Raw genomic sequence first — 18,475 nt, 5'->3', positions numbered from 1 at the left:
GGTTTAGACCTGTAGGGGCCGTCATGGCTGAACAGGTCTCCCCCAGGTCACGTACGCCTCGGCACCCCGGTTCATTCGGCGATATATCTCACAGCCGACCGCGTATGTCCCGGGGCGTGGCGCACGGCCCGGCCGACCGGGCCGCGTCGCGCGCCACCACGATGTCACGCGGGGCTGCGCAGATCCCCGTCGGCCGCCCCCACCCGGCCGAAGACGTCGCCCTTCTCGGACGTGGTGAGCAGATACGCCTGCGCCTCGCCGACGTGGAAGTACATCCCCTGCAGTTCGAGCGAGCCCTCGCCGAGCGCCCGGGCCACGGATTCGTGCGCCCGCAGATGCTCCAGTTGCTGCACCACATTGGTCAGGCACAGCTGTTCGACCACGTCGGTCGGCTCCCGCCCGGTGATACGGGCCCAGGGCCGCTCCTCGTCGGCCATCCGCTCCAGGCTGGGCAGCCCGTGCCGCAACCAGCGCCTGAGCGGCGTCTGCACACCGCCCTGCTCCGCTGTGAGCAGGGCCTGCATCGCCCCGCACCCGGAATGCCCGCACACGGTGATGGACCGCACCTTCAGTACGTCCACCGCGTACTCGATCGCCGCGGCCACCGAGTCGTCCCCGCTCTCCGCGCCGGGCAGAGGCACCAGGTTTCCGACATTGCGCACGACGAAGAGGTCGCCGGGACCGCTGGAGGTGATCATCGACGTGATGAGCCGTGAGTCGGCACAGGTCAGAAAGAGCTGTGACGGCCGCTGCCCCTCGCGTGCGAGGCGGGCCAGCTCACCGCGCACCAGCGGTGCGGTGTTCCGCTGGAACGCACTGATCCCGCGTGCGAGTTGCTGCCCGCTCGGTCCGGACCGGTCGGCCGGACCGGCCGGATGGCCGCCGGGCGCGGTCGGCGGCCGCTCGCACTGGTGGTTGCGCCACGGCGTCCACGGCCGGCACCGGCACGCGGACGCCTCCGCGGAGTCCCGGTCCCTGTCGAGTGCGGGGGAGCCCAGCGGGGGCACCGCGACACGCGTACCGGCCCGGCCGGTGAGCTCGACCGTGCCGCCCTGCGCCAGGTGCGTCCGCTGCCAGTCCTGCAGGGATTCGTACGCCGCGTGGTCCATGAACGACCCGTCCAGCTCCACGACGGCGTCCGCCCCCGCGGGCACCAGGTGCAGCGCCCGGCTCAGCCGGGGCACGGCGAGGAACGTCAACTGCCCTCTTACACGGACGAAATGGGCTCCCTCCTTCTCGTCGTGTGTGATGCGGGTGCGGGCGAGGCGGTGCAGGGCGACGGTGACGGCTACGGCGACTCCCAGCGTGACGCCCTCCAGGACGCCCAGGAGGACGACGCCGAGCGTGGTGACGGCGTACACCAGCACTTCTCGGTGTCGGGTGACCGTGCGGATGTGGTGCAGGGACACCATCTGGATGCCGACGGCCATCACCAGGGCGGCGAGCGAGGCGAGGGGGATCAGCTCGAGCACCGGGACCATCAGCAGCGCGGCTACTACTACCCAAACGCCGTGCAGCATTGTGGAGTTCCGGCTGACGGCACCGGACTGGACGTTCGCCGAACTTCTGACGGCGACGCCCGCGAGCGGCAGCCCGCCGAGCGCCCCCGAGACGATGTTCGCGGCGCCCTGCCCGAGCAGTTCACGGTCCAGGTCGGAACGGCCGGGATGCGGATGGCGCCCGGCCACCAACTTGTCCACGGCGACGGCGCCGAGCAGCGACTGCACGCTGCACACCAGCGTGATGGTGAGGACGGCGGCGGCGGTGCCGAGCAGCGGGCCCTCGGGTAGCCCGGCCAGTGCGTGGCTGCGCCAGGACGGCAGGTCGGCCTTCGGCAGGGTGAGTCCGGCGAGCGAGGCCGTCGTGGTGGCCCCGGCGACGGCGACGAGCGCGGCGGGGATTCTGCGCAGGACGTGTCCGGTCCGCCCCGGAATCCGGGGCCAGACCAAGAGCAGGGCCAGTGTCAGTGCGCTCATCGACACGGCGGCCGGGTGCAGCTGCGCCAACTGGGCGGGCAGGGCTCGGAGGTTGTCGAGGACGGCGCTCTGCGGGGTGCCGCCGAGCACGATGTGCAGCTGGGCGACGGCGATGGTGACGCCGATTCCCGCGAGCATGCCGTGCACGATCGCCGGGCTGACGGCGAGCGCCGTACGTGCCACGCGCAGGCAGCCGAGGCCCAGTTGGGTGAGACCGGCGAGCACGGTGACGGCGCAGGTCGTACGCCAGCCGTAATGGTGGATGAGGTCGGCGGTGGCCACGGTGAGTCCGGCTGCGGGTCCGCTGACCTGGAGCGGGGAGCCACCGAGCCGGCCGGCGACGATTCCGCCGACGGCCGCGGCGACGAGGCCGGACTGGAGAGGGGCCCCGGTGGCGAGGGCGAAGCCGAGGGACAGGGGGAGGGCGATCAGGAAGACCGCGATGGAGGCCGACAGATCGGCGCCCACGACGCGGAAGCGGCGGGGCTGAGCCGGCGGCGGGCTGTGGGGTTGGTGTACGTGCTTCGTCCGAGTCGAGTCGGCGATGGCGGTTCCCCCTGCTCGAGCGAAGTCGAGAGCTTGGGGGAGGGTGGGGACGCAGGCGGACATGGTTCCCGTCTCCTCCGGTGCGGCGCGGTCGCGGAACTGGTGGTCCCCGGCCGGTGGGCCGAGGTCGGGGCGCGGCCGTGGGTCACGGCGTACAGCGGCGGGATATCTCAACGCTCAGTAAACAGATCGTAATGCAGAGTAAAGGAAGGGTATCGAATATCGGAGCAAACAGGGCAATAAATCACTCAGTGGGGTGAATCGACAGCTTCATCGGCTTGTCATACAAATTCCTTCGGTGTCTCGTGCGACTTTGGCGGGGCCGCGCGTGGTTGCGGGCCTCCACCCGGACGGCACCGCAGAACAACCTGATCGGCGTGGCCCGGACCGAAGGAAGAAGGTGGGCGGAAGATGGCCGCCAACCAGAGGATGGCCGCGGGCGTCGCAGTGGCCGCGGCCTGTGCCACCGCACTCGCCGGTTGTTCGACCGGCGCGACCGGTGAGGGTGAGAGGAAGGCCTCCGGTGTTCCTGCGCCGGGAAGTGCGGTCCGACTGATCGGCGACGGCTCCACCGCGTACACCGGCGCCCAGCCGCATCTGCCCAGACCGGAGCGGCTCAAGCCCGGTCAGAAGCCTCCGCAGTTCGTGGTCTTCTCGTGGGACGGGGCCGGCGAGGACAGCCAGAAGCTGTTCTCGCACTTCCGCAAGGTGGCCAAGGCCAACAACGCGACGATGACGTACTTCCTCAGCGGCCTGTACCTGCTGCCCGAGGACAAGCGCGAGCTGTACAAACCGCCGCAGCACTCGCCGGGACGCTCGGACATCGGCTTCAACGACGAGAAGGGCATCAAGAACACCGTCAGGCAGCTGCGTCTGGCGTGGCTGGAGGGCAACGAGATCGGCACCCACTTCAACGGTCACTTCTGCGGCAATGAAGGCGGGGTCGGCAAGTGGTCGGTGGACGAGTGGAAGGACGAGATCGCCCAGGCGAAGGCGTTCGTGCAGTCCTGGAAGACCAACGCCGACCTCAAGAACGAGCCGCCCCTGCCCTTCGACTACGACAAGGAGCTCATCGGCGCCCGCACGCCCTGTCTGGAGGGGCAGAAGAACTTTATGAAAGCGGCCCGTGACCTGGGCTTCCGCTATGACACCTCCGGCATCGACGCGCAGGTCTGGCCGAAGAAGAAGGACGGGCTGTGGGACCTGTCGATGCAGCTCGTGCCCTTCCCCGGTCGCTCCTACGAGCAGTTGACCATGGACTACAACTTCATGGTCGATCAGTCGGGCACCAAGACCCAGGGCGACCCCGACAAGTTCGAGGAGTGGGGCGACCAGATGCGTGACGGTCTGCTCCAGGGCTTCCAGCGGGCGTACGACGGAAACCGTGCGCCCCTGATCATCGGCAACCACTTCGAGTCCTGGAACGGCGGTACCTATATGCGTGCCGTCCAGGAGGTCGTCGAGCGCGTCTGCACCCGGCCCGAGGTGCGCTGCGTCTCCTTCCACCAGCTCGCCGACTGGCTGGACGCGCAGGACCCGCAGGTCCTGGAGAAGCTGCGCACCCTCAAGGTCGGCCGGGCCCCGGCTCAGGGCTGGGGGTCCTTTCTGGAGGCTGCGCCCGCGCCGGCGCCGAAGGGGGTGCCGGGGGCGCCGCCGGCCAAGCCGTAGGCGCCGGGCGGCGGTTGCTCAGACGGCGGCCGTCAGGCTTTCGCTGAGCACGAATCCGGGGTCGACCTGTGCCGCCAGATCGGCTCCGGTGCGCTCGTTGCCCCAACTGGCCGCGTTCTTCAGGTGGAAGTGCACCATCTGGCGCGTGTAGCGCTCCCAGTCGCGCAGTTCGTAGGTGGCGTCGGCGGCGACCTGAAGAGCACGCAGTGAGCGCTGGTTGGCGCTCTCCAGGAGCTCGAACCGGGGAGGGCGGCCCTTCTCCATGGAGCGGACCCAGTCCGAGTGCCCGACCGTCACAAGCAGGTCGTCACCGACCTCGGCGCGCAGGAAGTCGATGTCGTCCTTGCCCTGCACCTTGTTGCCGACGACCTTCAGGACGACCCCGAAGTCGCGGGCGTACTCCCTGTACTGGCGATAGACGGATACCCCCTTCCGGGTCGGCTCGGCGACGAGGAACGTGATGTCGAAGCGGGTGAACATGCCGGAGGCGAAGGAGTCCGAGCCGGCCGTCATGTCGACCACCACGTACTCGTCGCGGCCGTCCACCAGGTGGTTCAGATACAGCTCCACCGCTCCCGTTTTGGAGTGGTAGCAGGCGACCCCCAGGTCGGCGTCCGTGAAGGGGCCGGTGACCATCAAACGGACGGTGCCGCCGTCGAGTTCCACCGGGCGCGCGCAGGCGTCGTACACGGGGTTCTCGTCCTGCACCCGCAACAGCCGGGAACCCTCGCCGGGCGGAGTCGTCTTGATCATCGTTTTGGCGGAGGCGATCCGCGGGTTGCTGCCGCGCAGACAGTCCTTGATCAGCTGCAGCCGCTCGCCCATGGCGGGCAGCGCCGCGGCCTCTTTGTCGTCGAGCCCGAGCGCGGTTCCGAGGTGCTGGTTGATATCGGCGTCGACGGCGACGACGGGCGCTCCGGCGGCGGCGAGGTGGCGGATGAACAGGGAGGACAGGGTCGTCTTGCCGCTGCCGCCCTTCCCGACGAAAGCAATTTTCATATTCACTAAGGGTAGCCGCGGTGTAGCTGTAAGTCGCATACGGGCGTGAAGAAGACCACTCCTTCGAATGAGCGGCGCGAAGGTGCGTAGGGTCGTACTCATGAGTACGACAGGTGCGACCGCCGATCCGCTCGCGGCCCTCGGGACGCTGCCCGGCGTGGCCGAGTCCGTGGAGTCCGTGCGCAAGGCCGTGGACCGGGTCTACGGGCACCGGATCATGCGGCGCCGCAGCAACGAGATCACCTCCGAGGCGGCGCTGCGTGCCGCCCGCGGTTCTGCGGCGCTGTCCGGTGCCGACTGGGCCCTCGAGGAGGTGCGCCGCCGTAGCGACTTCAGCGGTGACGACGGGGCCCGTACGGTCGGCGCGGCCCTCAGGCTGACCGCCGAGGCGGGGCAACTGCTGTCCATCTGGCGGCAGTCGCCGCTGCGGGTGCTGGCCCGGCTGCACCTGGTGGCCGCCGCGGACTCCGGTTCCCGCGTGGGGCGTCCTCGGCAGGACGGCGAGCCGGTCGAGGAGCCTCTCCTGGAGCTGCCGCTTCCGGGCGCGGCCGAGGTCTCCGGCCGCCTCGAGGGACTCTCCGAGCTGATCATCGCGGGTGGTTCGGCCCCCGCCCTGGTGACCGCGGCCGTCGTGCACGGCGAACTGCTCGCCCTGCGTCCCTTCGGCTCCCACAACGGCCTGGTCGCACGTACGGCCCAGCGCATCGTCCTCGTGGGCAGCGGTCTCGACCCGAAGGCGGTCTGTCCGGCGGAGGTCGGCCACGCGGAACTGGGCCGTGCGGCCTATGTCGCGGCCCTCGACGGCTATGTGTCGGGCACTCCGGAGGGCATGGCGGCATGGATCGCCCACTGCGGAAAGGCGGTCGAACTGGGGGTTCGCGAGTCGACCGCCGTCTGCGAGGCGCTGCAGCGCGGGGCGGCGTAGCTCCCCGGCGGGGGAGGGCGTAGCCCGGGCGTAGCTCCCCGGCGGGGGTAGGCGTAGCCCGGGCATGAGAAAGGCCCTCTCCGGGAGGGCCCTTCGCTTGCCCGCGGCGGCTGACATGGTTGCGGCGGCACGAGGGCTCGTACCGCCGCTGGCATGCCCACCGGGTTACCAAGCGTCCTCGATATGTCGCCCATCAGGTCGGGAACTTCTGCCCGTCACCTGGTGCGGCTGGCCCGTAATCGACGGGTCGACGTCGCGTGGGTGCCCAGTGTCCATGCTCGGTCCGTGGGCCAATTGCGTTATTAAAGGTGATCCTTTCGGATGTTTTCCTTTGGTCTCGCGGGCCGTTAACCTCTTTGTACTCCTGGGCCCGAGTAAGCGGAACCCCTGGATGCGCTTCTTTACTTTTAGGTTCAAAGAGGTGTGAATCGGGCTGGAATGTCCGCCCTGTGTGCGCGGGGAGTTCACACGGCCTGTGCGCGGCGCCGGTTGGCGTACCAGACGAGCCCCGCCGTGGCCGCTGCCGCTCCTATCGCGGCCGCGGCGAGGAGCGCCGGCCGTGGCGGTACGGACAGCCGCTGCTTCAGCCGGACCGGGCGGTGGAAGTCCAGAATCGGCCACCCGCGGGCGAGCGCCTCGCGACGCAGGGTCCGGTCCGGGTTCACGGCGTGCGGATGGCCGACGGACTCCAGCATCGGCAGGTCGGTCGCGGAGTCGCTGTAGGCGTAGCAGCCCGAGAGGTCGTAGCCCTCGGACTCGGCGAGTTCCTTGATCGCCTCCGCTTTCGTCGGCCCGTAGGCGTAGTACTCCACCTCGCCCGTGAAGCAGCCGTCGTCGCCCACGACCATCCGTGTGGCCACCACCCGGTCCGCGCCGAGCAGTTCGCCGATCGGCTCGACCACCTCGGCGCCCGAGGTGGAGACGATCACCACATCTCGTCCGGCTGTGTGGTGCTCCTCGATGAGGGAAGCCGCCTCGTCGTAGATGATCGGGTCGATCAGGTCATGGAGCGTCTCGGCGACGATCTCCTTGACCTGTCGGACGTTCCAGCCGCGGCACATCGCGGACAGGTGCTCGCGCAGCCGCTCCATCTGGTCGTGATCGGCGCCGCCCGCCAGGAACACGAACTGGGCATATGCGGTACGCAGTGCAGCCCTGCGGCTGATCAGTCCGCCTTGGTAGAAGGACTTGCTGAAGGTGAGCGTGCTCGACTTCGCAATGACCGTCTTGTCCAGGTCAAAGAAGGCCGCTGTGCGGGGCAAGGAGTGGTTTTCCACGGGCCTGAGCATAGGCGCCCACCATTCGGCGTAAGGTGGGGCGTGTGGGTTTGCCTGAGAGGGCTCTCGGGTACACCATGGAAGTCACGGATCGTTCGCGACCGTGCTAACCCGGTCCGACTCCTCCCCCCCCCGAGTCGGCCGTGGGGACGACCCCCGCTCTCCCCCCCGGCGGGGGTCGTCGCATGTCCGGGCGGGTTTTTCCCTTTTCTGTGCAGTCGACAGGTTCTCCGGTGACTCGTGTCGGCGCTGACCCGTCATGCTCATGATCTTCCCATGATCCGTCACGGTGTGTAGTCGCAGCGCTGCTCTGTGGAAGTCGCCGTGCCCTCACCGGTATGGGTGACGGCGATATTCACAACCACTGAGTTGTCCACAGTTTTCGACCAAGATCCACACGATTTCCGGGATCGCCGCACCGTGATTCCAGCGCGCCCACCGGCATCGAGTTCATGACCGGTTCCGTTTGTCGGGCGCGTATGGCCGGTTCGTATCGGCCGTTCATATGGAGACCGGTTGCCGGTTCTTCATACGGCTGGGAAGCGCGGGGCCACAGAGGGCTCCGCGGACCGGGCGGAAGAAACAGCGAAGGGGGCTGGAGATCGTGGCGGGAGCCATCACACACGACGGGTCGGCCGTCGCCGAGGGACGGCGGAGCGGACCGCTGATCGTCACCGAGGACCCCGAACTCCTCGACGACCTGCTGCGTCTGTGCGCGGCCGCGGGCGCCAGACCGGAGGTCCATCCCGGGGTGCCGAAGCACCGGGGCGGCTGGGAGGCGGCGCCGCTCGTCCTCGTCGGTGACGACGCGGCCCGCCGCGTGCGCGGGGCCGCCCGCAGGCGCGGCGTGGTGCTGGTCGGTCGGGATCAGGACGATTCCGGAGTCTGGCGGCGGGCCGTGGAGATCGGCGCCGACCATGTCCTGCTGCTGCCGGACGGAGAGCAGTGGCTGGTCGACCGGATCGCCGACGTGGCCGAGGGGGTCGGCCGGCCCGCGCTCACCGTGGGCGTCATCGGGGGCCGCGGCGGGGCCGGCGCGTCCACGCTTGCCTGCGCCCTCGCCGTCACCTCCGCGCGCGAGGGCAGGCGCACCCTGCTCGTGGACGCGGATCCGCTGGGCGGCGGACTCGACGTACTCCTCGGGGGAGAGACCGCCGAAGGACTGCGCTGGCCGGCGTTCGCCGCCTCCCGAGGCCGGGTCGGCGGCGGCGCTCTGGAGGAGTCACTGCCCCAGCTGCACGCGCTGCGTGTGCTGAGCTGGGACCGTGGCGACACCGTCGCGGTCCCGCCCCAGGCCGTCCGGGCGGTCCTCGCCGCGGCCCGGCGGCGCGGCGGCACGGTCGTCGTCGACCTTCCGCGCCGAGTCGACGAGGGCATCGCCGAAGTCCTCGCCCAGGTGGACGTCGGCGTGCTGGTGATCACCGCCGAGCTGCGTGCCATCGCGGCGGCGCGGCGGGTGGCGTCGGCCGTCGGCATGGTCCTCGGTGATCTGCGGATCGCGGTACGGGGGCCGTACGCGCCCGGACTCGACGACCGCGGGGTGGCACGGCTGCTGGGGCTGCCACTGGTCGGCGAAGTGCCGTCCGAGACACCGCCGCCGGACGGCTCCGTGCCGCCCGGGGGAGCGGCGCGGGGGCCGCTCGCCCGGTTCTGCTCGGCCTTCTGGGAGCGGGCGCTGGCCGAGGCGGGTGACACATGAGCACGGGCTGGGATGAGGCGGCGAGGCCGGATCGCGGAACGGGACTCGGTGCGCGGGCAAGTGGGGAACCCGAGCACGCGGCCGGCCTCGGCGAACGTACGCGGCTGCTGGACGGCGTGCGGCAGTGGCTGGCCGAGAGCGGGGCCGAGCCCACCCCCGCGCGCGTGGCGCAGGCCCTGCGGGAGCAGGGGCGGGTGCTCGGGGACGCGGAAGTACTGGGCGCGGCACGGCAGTTGCGTTCCGAACTGGTCGGAAGCGGGCCGCTGGAACCATTGCTGGCCGACCCGTCCGTGACCGACGTCCTGGTGTCGGCGCCCGACCGGGTGTGGGTGGACCGGGGCCGCGGGCTGCAGCTGACGGCGGTGTCCTTTCCGGACGCCGCGGCCGTGCGACGACTCGCGCAGCGGCTGGCCGCCGTGGCCGGGCGTCGGCTCGACGACGCCAGACCATGGGTCGACGCCCGCCTGCCGGACGGCACACGGTTGCATGCGGTGCTGCCGCCGGTCGCGGTCGGTTCCACGTGTCTGTCCCTGCGGGTCGTACGGCCGCGGGCGTTCACCCTGGACGAGCTGGTGGCGGCGGGAACGGTGCCGCCGGGCGGGGACCGGGTACTGCGGGCGCTGATCGCCTCCCGGCTCTCCTATGTGATCAGCGGCGGCACCGGTACGGGCAAGACCACGCTCCTGAGCGCGCTGCTGGGCGTAGTGGGGCCGACGGAGCGGATTGTGCTGGCCGAGGACTCGGCGGAGCTGCGACCCGACCACCCCCATGTGGTGCGCCTGGAGGGACGGCCCGCGAACCAGGAGGGTGTGGGCCTCGTCGAGCTCCAGGACCTGGTGCGGCAGGCCCTGCGGATGAGACCCGACCGGCTCGTCGTCGGCGAGGTGCGCGGCCCCGAGGTGGTGTCTCTGCTGGCCGCGCTGAACACGGGCCATGAGGGCGGCTGCTGTCGGACAGCTCTGAAGATTTCAGTAGCGCACGATTCATTTCAGTGAAGATTTCAGTAGCGCACGAAAGACTTCAGTGTGCTCACCCAGCGTGATTGTGGCCCATCGGGCGTGGAGACCTTTTGCTCGAGGTCTGATGGTGGCCCATGTTGTGGCCAGGTTGCAGTGGGGGAAGAGCTGTCTCCTCGTGCGTCCAGCCCGCCGAGGGTGGAAGGTTAGTACCGTCGGCGAGATGCTGCGCGGCGCTGTGGTCATGGTGAGGAACTGGTTGATTTGCGAGGCGACAGCGTTCGGGGAGAAGGCGACCGTGGTCCGCCTTACAGGGCAGCTCCGGGGGCCTAGGCAGTGTCGTCAAATGATCTTGAGTGGTGGATCATGGTCGGGTGATACGTCGCCATGAACTGTCCGATGTCGAATGGGAGTTCGTCCGGTCATTGCTGCCCGTGTCGTCGCGTGGGCGCAAGCGGCTGGACGACCGCAGGGTCCTCAACGGGATCGTGTGGAAGTTCCGAGCAGGCACGGCCTGGCGGGACGTGCTCGAGCGGTACGGGCCGTGGACCACGCTGCACACCCGTTTTCGCCGGTGGGCGGCGGACGGCATGTTCGAGCGGATGCTCCGCGCCGCCCAGGTCCGGGCGGACGCCGCCGGGGAGATCGACTGGCTGGTGTCGGTCGACTCCACGATCGTCCGCGCCCACCAGCATGCCGCCGGCGCCCGAAAGGGGGCTCCGCAACCCGGCGCTCGGACGCTCCTGAGGCGGCCTGACCAGCAAGATTCACCTGGCCTGCGACGGCGCCGGCCGCCCGCTCGCCTTCACCGTCACGGGCGGCAACACCAACGACTGCACCCAGTTCATCGCCGTCATGGAGGCGATCCGGGTGCCCAGGACGGGTCCGGGACGGCCCCGGGTGCGGCCCTCACACGTCCTGGGCGACAAGGGCTACAGCTCCAGGGCGATCCGCAGCTGGCTGCGTCGGCGCGGGATCAGCCACACCATTCCCGAACGAGCCGACCAGGTCCGCAACCGGTCGAACCGCGGCAGCCGTGGCGGACGACCCCCGGCCTTCGACCGCGACGCCTACAAGCGGCGCAACGTGAACGGTGCTTCAACAAGCTGAAGCAGTGGCGCGGCATCGCTACCCGGTACGACAAGACCACCGAGTCCTACCAAGCAGCAGTCACCCTCGCAGCCCTGCTGATGTGGGCGTGACATTTGACGACAGAACCTAGGCGGCTTCGGGCGTGAGTAGTTGAGGTACAGGAAATCCCGGTGAGATTGGTCTTGTTGGGCTTCCCCTACTGGTCGTCTCCGCTCCGTGCCTGCGCGAGCAGGTGGGCCACGACGTCGTCGGAGCCGCCCTTGGCTTGGCGGGCCAGGTCGTCCAGCACGGTGTCGCCGTCTAGGACCTGCGCGGTGAGCCGTTCTATCAGTGCCGGGTCGGTTCTGCTGCCGGGTCGGGCGCGGTCCGGGCGGCGGGGCCTATACCAGTGCCTGAATGGCGTACAGCGTGCCGATGCTGGTGGCGAGGGTGCCAAGGAGGAGGCGCAGGGGGGTCTCGGGCAGGCGGCGCTGGAAGCGGGCGCCGAGGAGGGAGGTGGCGAAGGTGGCGGCGAGCGCGGCCGGGGCGAGGCGGGCCATGGGCAGGCCGCAGGCGGCGAGGATCGGGCCGAGCAGGGAGCCGCCGCCGATGCCGTAGATCCCGCCGACGATGCCGACCGCGAGGGCGAGGGTGGTGAGCGTGGCCGGTGACGGTTCCGCCGCGGCGGCCAGCCGATGGCGGGTGTCCCGTGCCACTGGATCTTGACCGTTTGCCATCGGACTTTGACGGACGCGAGTTTGTGTCATCGAAGTTTGATCACCGCAGGCACTTATGTGCAGAGCCTCGTAAACGTGCAGGTCAGAGCGTTGCGATCGTCGTGCAGGCTGCTCGATATGTGGGGACGGTGGGGTCAGGAAGGCTTGACCGCCGAAGGATCTTTTCAGCCAGTTGCAAGACTGGGCAAGGTCGAGTGCCTCTCCGGTTGCAGTGTCCCTGTTCGGGTTCTTTACTAGTAGGTACAAATCTATCTAAACCGTGCGGTCCGTGAGGTGGCGTGAAGGCGGACGGGCATGGATTGCCGCGTGTCGGTGCGCTGGGCTCTCTGCAGGTCTCCGGGTGAGCTACATCGAGGAAGAAGCGGGCATCCTGGGACAACTTGATGGCACGGTCAGCTTGGTGTCTGCTCGACCGGGACCGGTCTGGCTATAGCCCGTCGGTTCGCCGCCGTGCATCTCACGGGCAGGAGCAGAATCGAGCTGGATACAGCCGTGGAATTCCTCGGAGACGGGGCCGTCGGCATCCGAAGCGATGCCTCAAATTTCGGCGAAGCGACGGAGCAAGGAGTCGTGTCCCATGCTCGCCATTCACCTCACCCAGTTCGGGGAGCCGGAGAAGAGCCTGAAGGTGGTGGACGTGCCCGAGCCCCCGGCTCCCGCCGCCGGACAGGCGCTGGTCCAGGTCGAGTATGCCCCGCTCGACCACCACGACCTTCTCCTGGCGCAAGGTATCTACCCCGTACGTCCTGAGCTGCCGACGGCTATCGGAAACGAGGGCGTCGGGACGGTCGTGTCCGCAGGGCCCGGCGTCATGGAGGTCAGCCCCGGCGATAGGGTCCTGCTTCCCTTCGGCGTCTTTTCCTGGTCCGAGCGGGTCGTGGCCGCGGCAGCAGACCTGACCGTTGTGGACAAGTCCATCAGTCTTGAACAGGCAGCGATGCTCACCATCAATCCCGTCACCGCGGGGCTCCTGGTCGGCCTGCGGGACCTTCCGGCCGGTTCCTGGGTGGTGCAGAACGCGGCCAACAGCGGAGTAGGCCGGTCCGTCATCGTCTTCGCCAAGGAACGAGGGCTGCGCACGATCAACATCGTGCGCCGCGCGGAACCCGTGAGCGAACTCCGTGACCTCGGCGCCGACATCGTGGTTGTCGACTCCGCGGACGCCGGCGCGCGCGTGCGGGAAGCCATCGGCTCCGACCCGGTGCTCCTCGGTCTCGACGGTGTCAGCGGAACGGCGACCGCACTGTTGCTGGACGTACTGACCGACGGCGCCCTGCTGGCGATCTACGGGTATCTGAGCGGCCAGCCGTTCACGCCCGATCCTGACGTGCTGAGGACGAAAAACATCACCACGACGGAATTCTGGATGTACCAGGACGAGTTCCTTCCCCGGCTTCCGGCTCTGAACGCGGAGTCCGCGCGGCTGGTCTCCGAGGGAAGACTCGTCCTGCCCTCCGCACCCGTCTACAAGGCGGCGGACTTTCCCGAGGCGCTCGCGTACTTCCGGGAGAAGGGCAAGGTCCTGCTGGACTTCAACCCGCATCGCGCGTAAGCGCCGCCGCACCCGCCGCTGAGGCCCGGACCATCCCGACAGGAAGCGGCCGGAGCCGATCACACAGCCGCTGCCGGGGCGCCGGCACGACCCCCGACACACGATCAAGGAGGGGCAGCATGGCCGCACAGAGCACTATCGGCATTCTCGGCGCGGGAGAGATCGGCCGGGCCGTCGCCGACAAGGCGGTCCGCCACGGACACGAGGTCCTCATCGGCAACAGCCGGGGTCCGGAGACACTCAAGTCGGTCGTGGAGCAGTTGGGGCCGAAGGCCCACGCGGTGACAGCCGAGGAGGCGGCGCAGCCGGACCTCGTCTTCCTCGCGGTGCCGTTCTCCGCAGTGCCGGACCTGACCGGCCTTACCGACTGGTCCGGGAAGGTCGTCGTCGACACGACGAATCAGTTCGCGGCGGCCAACCCTTGGAGGGGCCGGTACGACGTAGGCGACCTCACGGGCAGCGAGTGGGTCGCCGAGCGCCTTCCCGGCGTGCGGATCGTGAAGGCTTTCAACAGCCTGTTCGCCGCGTTCATCGCCGCGGACCCCCAGCACGCCGAGGGCCGTCAGGTGGTCTTCTACGCGGGCGACGACGCCGACGCGAAGGCGGCCGTGGCCGGCTTGCTCGACGAATTCGGATTCGCCGCCCTGGACCTCGGCGGTCTACGGGAGGGAGGTCGGCTGATGCAGCTCGACGGCCCGCTCAGCGCGAAGCACCTGCTGCTCATGGACGTCGGCTGACGCCCCGGCCAAGCCCCATACGCACCAGCGCGCAGGAGGAGAATCATGAACCGTCGTGTCGTCTGGACCCGTAGCGGGACGCCCGCCGACGTCCTGACCGTCATCGAGGAGCCCGAACCGGAAGCACCCGTGCAGGGTCAGGTCCTCATCCGCGCCACGGCCTTCCCGGTCCACCCTGGTGATCTTCTAGGCCTCGATGCCTTCCCCGCGACGGCTGCAGGGCCGGTACCGGTCGGTGTGGAAGGGACCGGCTTGGTGGAGGCCATCGGCCCGGATACGCGCGTGGCTCCGGGCGTCGAGGTCGGCGGCCGTGTATCAGTCTTTCCCCTGCCGGGGGGATGGTCACAGTGGATCCTGGCGGACGCCGAGATGGTCGTCCCCGTGCCTGATGAGCTGTCGGACGAGGTCGCCGCGCAGATGCTGACGAACCCGCTCACGGCGGTGATGCTGCGCCGTGAGGCGGAGCAGCACTTGGCCTTGGGATACGACGGTTATCTGGTGCAGGCCGCCGCTGGCTCGTCGGTCGGACGGCTGGTGACGGGCGTGATGCAGTACCACAACGTGGGCCTGGTCAACGTCGTCCGCAGTGACCGCGGTGCCGCCGAGCTGCGCAAGCGGTTCCCGGACGTCCCGGTCGTGGCGACAGAGAATCCGGGCTGGGCCGATGAGGTCCGCAAGGCAGCCGGCGGCCGCCCGCTCAGTGTGGCCTTCGACCCTGTCGGCGGAAGGCTGACGGAAAGCCTTCTAGACCTGTTGGCGCCGGGCGGCAGGCTGGTCATTTACGGGGAACTCGCCGAGGAGCCGATCTCGGTGCATGCGTCGACGCTGCTTCACCGCGCGCTGACGGTGCGGGGCGCGACCCTCGGCCGGTGGCTGTTGGAGGCATCCGCCGAGAGGCGGGCATCGGACGTGGTCGCCGCGACGCTGATCGCGCTGGCGTTCCAGGACCAGTTCGACGTGGCCGCTACGTACGACCTCGGCGAGCTGGCCACCGCCGTGAAGCACGCGGTGCAGCCCGGCAAGGTCGGCACCGTCCTCATCCGCCCCTAGTAGCCGCTGCTACCAAGGGCGGAGTCCTGCAACTTCAGTTATGGAAGCGAGGTAGCCATGAACGTGGACGACGTCCGGGAACTGGCGCTCTCTTTCGCCGGAGTCAGCGAGTCGCGTCCGTTCGCCCCGGACCGCGTGGTGTTCAAGACAGCGGCGAACAACAAGGTGTTTGCCATCCTCAGTGGCCATGAGTTCCCGGACGACCAGGTGACAGTCAAGGCCGATCCGGAGCGGGTCGCCGAGTTGCGGCACCGCTTCGAGGCAGTGCACCCGGCCTACAAGCTGAACAAGCGGTACTGGGTCAACATTTCGTTGGCCGGCGATGTCCCGGACGAACTGATTCGGGAGCTGATAGGGGACAGTCACGACCTGGTCGCACCATGAACCCCGCGCTTCCAGGCGCACAAATCGCCGACGCTGCGCGGCAGGAGCATCGGCCACTGGATGTCAGACACCTCCCTAGACAGGCAGACATCCGACGTCGCCGCCGCGCAGATGATCGCGATGGCGGCCAAGGACCAGTTTGCCGAGCCGCCACCTACGGTCTCGGCGACCTGGCAGAGGCCGTGCAACACACGCAACGGCTCGGCAAGGTCGGCACCGTCCTCATCCGCCCCTGGTGGGCGCCCCTGTGCTGCTGCTGATCGTCCTGTTCGTGGGCGGCTTGCGCGCAATGGCCAGGCGGCGCCCGTGACGCCTGGCTGGGCAAGACCTCCACGGCGTGCGGCCCATGGCACTGAAAACCCAAGGGCCGTCCAGAACCGGACCGGGTCACGCCGGCGAACGGTCCTCCAGCCGATCCGGCGCCGGCTCGTTCGTGGACACGCGGGGAAGAAGGGCCAAGGCCTGCTCGGCAGCCCCGATGACAACCTCCGCTGCGGCCCCCGCCCTGCCCAGGGCCTCCAGTCCCCGCAGCACAGCAAGGAGAAGGCTTGCGAGCCCGTCCGGGTCCGCTTCGGCATCCAGCGAGCCCTCCTCCTGGGCCCGGGCAAGGCAGTCCGACAGCTCGCTGTGCATTCCGCGGACAGTCGCAGCAATCCGCTCGGCGACGGTCTTGTCGACTGCGGCGAGTTCCGTGGCGCTCCGGGCCATCATGCAGCCGCGCCGCTCCACGTCCCTGCTGATCGCTTGGGAGACGTCGCGCAGAAAGCGTTCCAACTGCGGGAGGGCCGGTCCCGGGCCGCGCAGAGCCGAACGCCAGGCTCCGATCGCGTCACTGTTATAGCTGTCCAGAGCCTGCAGGAACAGGGCGTGTTTGTCTCCGAAGGCCCCGTACAGGCTTCCGCGTCCCAAGCCCGTGACGGCGCTCAGATCATCGATGGAGGTTCGGTCGTAACCGTGGGACCAGAACTGGTCGCGAGCAGCCCGAACAACCTCCTCGTCGTCAAACTGCCGAGGCCGGGACATGAGAAAACTGTACGCCGCATACGGGGCATTACGGGGCGAAGACAGGACAGTACGAGCCTGTTTTGAGGCTTGCGAACATCGGCTCGCCCGAACGGCCAAGCTTGTACTGCCTGCCCCGCTCGCCCTCAGAAGGGGACCCCGGGAACCCCTATGACCCGATGAACGGAAGAAACGGCAGAGGCCCCTTCGCCGACTGCAGCGGCGACACGCTTGATGGACCCATGTCGTACATCGCCTGCAGCAAATACACGGGGAATGCTCGTTTCAAAGGGAAGCGGGGGACGTTGCAGTTCCTGCCAGGGCGGCCCCAGACTTTTTTCAGCAATGTGCACATCGGTATATATGAATCCGTCCTTGTCGGCTGCGCAGGCATCATTCAGCCAGTCGGTTGCCGGCGTTGCACCTATGAAGCAGAAAAGCCCGCTGCATCTCAGCAGAGATTCGACGCCAGTGGCGGAATTTCGGATCCTGATGGCCTCCAGGGAGTCTTCCCCTTCGAGTGCTGTCACTTCGCTTGACGTATGAACGGTAACGCGCGGATCCGCGAGGAGGCGGCGAACAAGATAGGAGGACATGCGAGCCAAGATGTTGTCGCGGCGCAGGATGATGTTCACTGCAATTGATTTACCGGCCAGGAACAGAGCTGCTTGCCCTGCAGAGTTCGCCCCTCCCAGCACAGCCACCGATCCGCCTGCGCACGAACGGACTTCTAGCTCAGTCGCAGCGTAATAGATTCCCGCGCCTTCGAAGTGTTTCCAGCGGGCGATTGGAAGGGACCGGTAGCGGGCGCCGGTGGCGATAATAGCGGCGCGGGCAAGTATATCCGTGCCGTCGGACAGGGAAATCTGAATCCGGTCGACAAGGGGCTGGAGGCTTACGGCGCGTGAAGGCGAGTAGAGGCGAGATCCGAATTTCAGCGCCTGTATGGCGGCGAGGCGGGTCAGTTCGGCGCCACTGATTCCGTTAGGGAATCCCAAATAGTTCTCGATGCGGGAACTTGCTGCTGCCTGACCTCCAGGGCCCACGGCATCAAGCAGGACTGTTCCGAGTCCTTCTGATGATCCATACACGGCGGCGCCCAGCCCGGCAGGGCCACCCCCGATGACAGCGAGGTCTATCTCTTCATCCTTGATTCTTTCATGTGAAAGTCCCAGATTCATCGCGAGGCTTCCGGGCGTGGCGTTGCGCAGCGAGCGCCCCGGAAGGAGAACGGCAGGCAAATCACCTGCGGTGAGCGAAGCGAGCCCCATCAACAGCAACCCGTCTGGCGTTGCATCGTCCATCCAGCGATACGGAAGTGCCATGTGTTCAAGGTACGAGCGCAGCGCCAGGCACTCGGCAGAGGAAGCGCTTCCGATGACCTCAATGGTGTGCGAGGCAGACTCCATCAAAATTTCACGTCGAGCCCTGAAAGCGGTGAGCAGGATGTCGGATAGTGCGGTCTCGGTTTCCATCAGCAAGCGAAACCGGTCGGGTGGAATTCGATAGATACGGCCATCCGTGGCAGCGCGGGCAGGGAGATACACCAACTGTCCCGTGAGAATGCTGAGTTCACCGATAAATTCTCCGGGTCCGAAGGTGACAATCACCTCCTCGGAATAACCCGGCCCTGCCTCTCTGATGATTTCAAGCTGGCCTTCTTCGATGACCACCAGGTCATACTTGTCATCTCCCAGACGGAATACAAACTGCCCTGCGGAGATGTTCTGCGGAACTCCGAACTCAAAAAGTCGGGCCAGCTGGTCTCCCGCAAGATGCGGATAGGCTCTATCGCCCCAGATTCGGCGGCCCGGTTGTCGCGAGGGCATGACCTGCTCCCCTAGATCGAGGCATTACATCAGCAGCCGGTCCCGCACTGCACTGACATAGGTTGGC

12 protein-coding genes and 3 pseudogenes are annotated in these 18,475 nt (G+C 68.2%); 9 read left to right on the top strand and 6 right to left on the bottom strand.

All coding sequences use genetic code 11. The annotated features are described in order from the left end of the window. Positions 1–164: 164 nt before the first annotated feature. A complete protein-coding gene (locus tag ABT186_RS18220; RefSeq protein WP_351925783.1) occupies positions 165–2,585 on the bottom strand; it encodes a bifunctional SulP family inorganic anion transporter/carbonic anhydrase in 2,421 nt (806 codons plus the stop codon). Positions 2,586–2,933: 348 nt separating this feature from the next. Between ABT186_RS18220 and ABT186_RS18215 the strand changes: the two genes are divergently transcribed. Next, a complete protein-coding gene (locus ABT186_RS18215) occupies positions 2,934–4,190 on the top strand; it encodes a polysaccharide deacetylase family protein (protein WP_351925781.1) in 1,257 nt (418 codons plus the stop codon). A gap of 18 nt (positions 4,191–4,208) precedes the next feature. On the opposite strand, the gene ABT186_RS18210 is transcribed toward ABT186_RS18215, so the two are convergent. Beyond that, positions 4,209–5,189, bottom strand: a complete 981-nt coding sequence (locus tag ABT186_RS18210; protein ID WP_351225699.1) for an ATP-binding protein — start codon at positions 5,187–5,189, stop codon at positions 4,209–4,211. Positions 5,190–5,289: 100 nt separating this feature from the next. Here ABT186_RS18210 and ABT186_RS18205 point away from each other — a divergent pair, with 100 nt between their 5' ends. Further along, positions 5,290–6,114: a Fic family protein gene (locus ABT186_RS18205; protein WP_351225701.1), complete on the top strand. Its 825-nt coding sequence runs from the start codon at positions 5,290–5,292 to the stop codon at positions 6,112–6,114. Between the two features lie 464 nt (positions 6,115–6,578). Here the strand turns inward: ABT186_RS18205 and ABT186_RS18200 are convergent, their stop codons facing one another. Next, positions 6,579–7,403: an HAD family hydrolase gene (locus tag ABT186_RS18200; RefSeq protein ID WP_351225703.1), complete on the bottom strand. Its 825-nt coding sequence runs from the start codon at positions 7,401–7,403 to the stop codon at positions 6,579–6,581. A 592-nt stretch (positions 7,404–7,995) separates the two neighbouring features. On the opposite strand from ABT186_RS18200, the gene ssd reads away from it, so the two are divergent. The 3 genes and pseudogenes from ssd (at position 7,996) to ABT186_RS18185 (ending at position 11,248) form a co-directional block, all read left to right on the top strand. Continuing rightward, positions 7,996–9,090, top strand: a complete 1,095-nt coding sequence (gene ssd / locus ABT186_RS18195; RefSeq protein ID WP_351225705.1) for a septum site-determining protein Ssd — start codon at positions 7,996–7,998, stop codon at positions 9,088–9,090. Beyond that, positions 9,087–10,037 (top strand): annotated as a pseudogene (locus ABT186_RS18190) (TadA family conjugal transfer-associated ATPase); the annotation flags it as partial. The gene ssd and the pseudogene ABT186_RS18190, both read left to right, overlap by 4 nt. A 383-nt stretch (positions 10,038–10,420) precedes the next feature. Next, a pseudogene (locus tag ABT186_RS18185) lies at positions 10,421–11,248 on the top strand (IS5 family transposase). A gap of 270 nt (positions 11,249–11,518) precedes the next feature. On the opposite strand, the pseudogene ABT186_RS18180 reads toward ABT186_RS18185, so the two are convergent. Further along, positions 11,519–11,806 (bottom strand): annotated as a pseudogene (locus ABT186_RS18180) (sulfite exporter TauE/SafE family protein); the annotation flags it as partial. 625 nt (positions 11,807–12,431) lie between these two features. Between ABT186_RS18180 and ABT186_RS18175 the strand changes: the two are divergent. From ABT186_RS18175 to ABT186_RS18160, 4 genes are read left to right on the top strand one after another with little or no spacing between them, the layout of a single operon-like run. After that, positions 12,432–13,406, top strand: a complete 975-nt coding sequence (locus ABT186_RS18175; RefSeq protein WP_351925779.1) for a zinc-dependent alcohol dehydrogenase family protein — start codon at positions 12,432–12,434, stop codon at positions 13,404–13,406. 32 nt (positions 13,407–13,438) lie between these two features. Next, a complete protein-coding gene (locus tag ABT186_RS18170; protein WP_351925862.1) occupies positions 13,439–14,143 on the top strand; it encodes an NADPH-dependent F420 reductase in 705 nt (234 codons plus the stop codon). 45 nt (positions 14,144–14,188) lie between these two features. Then, the gene (locus tag ABT186_RS18165; RefSeq protein ID WP_351925777.1) at positions 14,189–15,193 is read left to right on the top strand and encodes a zinc-binding dehydrogenase; all 1,005 of its coding nucleotides are present in this window, start codon (positions 14,189–14,191) and stop codon (positions 15,191–15,193) included. Between the two features lie 57 nt (positions 15,194–15,250). Beyond that, positions 15,251–15,577 (top strand): MmcQ/YjbR family DNA-binding protein, encoded by a 327-nt coding sequence (locus ABT186_RS18160; RefSeq protein ID WP_351925775.1) that lies wholly within the window; start codon positions 15,251–15,253, stop codon positions 15,575–15,577. Positions 15,578–15,964: 387 nt separating this feature from the next. On the opposite strand, the gene ABT186_RS18155 is transcribed toward ABT186_RS18160, so the two are convergent. After that, positions 15,965–16,600, bottom strand: coding sequence for a TetR/AcrR family transcriptional regulator (locus tag ABT186_RS18155; protein WP_351925773.1), 636 nt, complete (start codon positions 16,598–16,600; stop codon positions 15,965–15,967). Positions 16,601–16,725: 125 nt separating this feature from the next. Continuing rightward, the gene (locus tag ABT186_RS18150; protein ID WP_351925771.1) at positions 16,726–18,408 is read right to left on the bottom strand and encodes an FAD-dependent oxidoreductase; all 1,683 of its coding nucleotides are present in this window, start codon (positions 18,406–18,408) and stop codon (positions 16,726–16,728) included. Positions 18,409–18,475 lie beyond the last annotated feature (67 nt).

The organism is Streptomyces sp. NPDC001634, assembly GCF_040298185.1.
Classification (GTDB): Bacteria; Actinomycetota; Actinomycetes; order Streptomycetales; family Streptomycetaceae; genus Streptomyces.
This window is presented reverse-complemented; position numbering and strand designations above follow the sequence as displayed.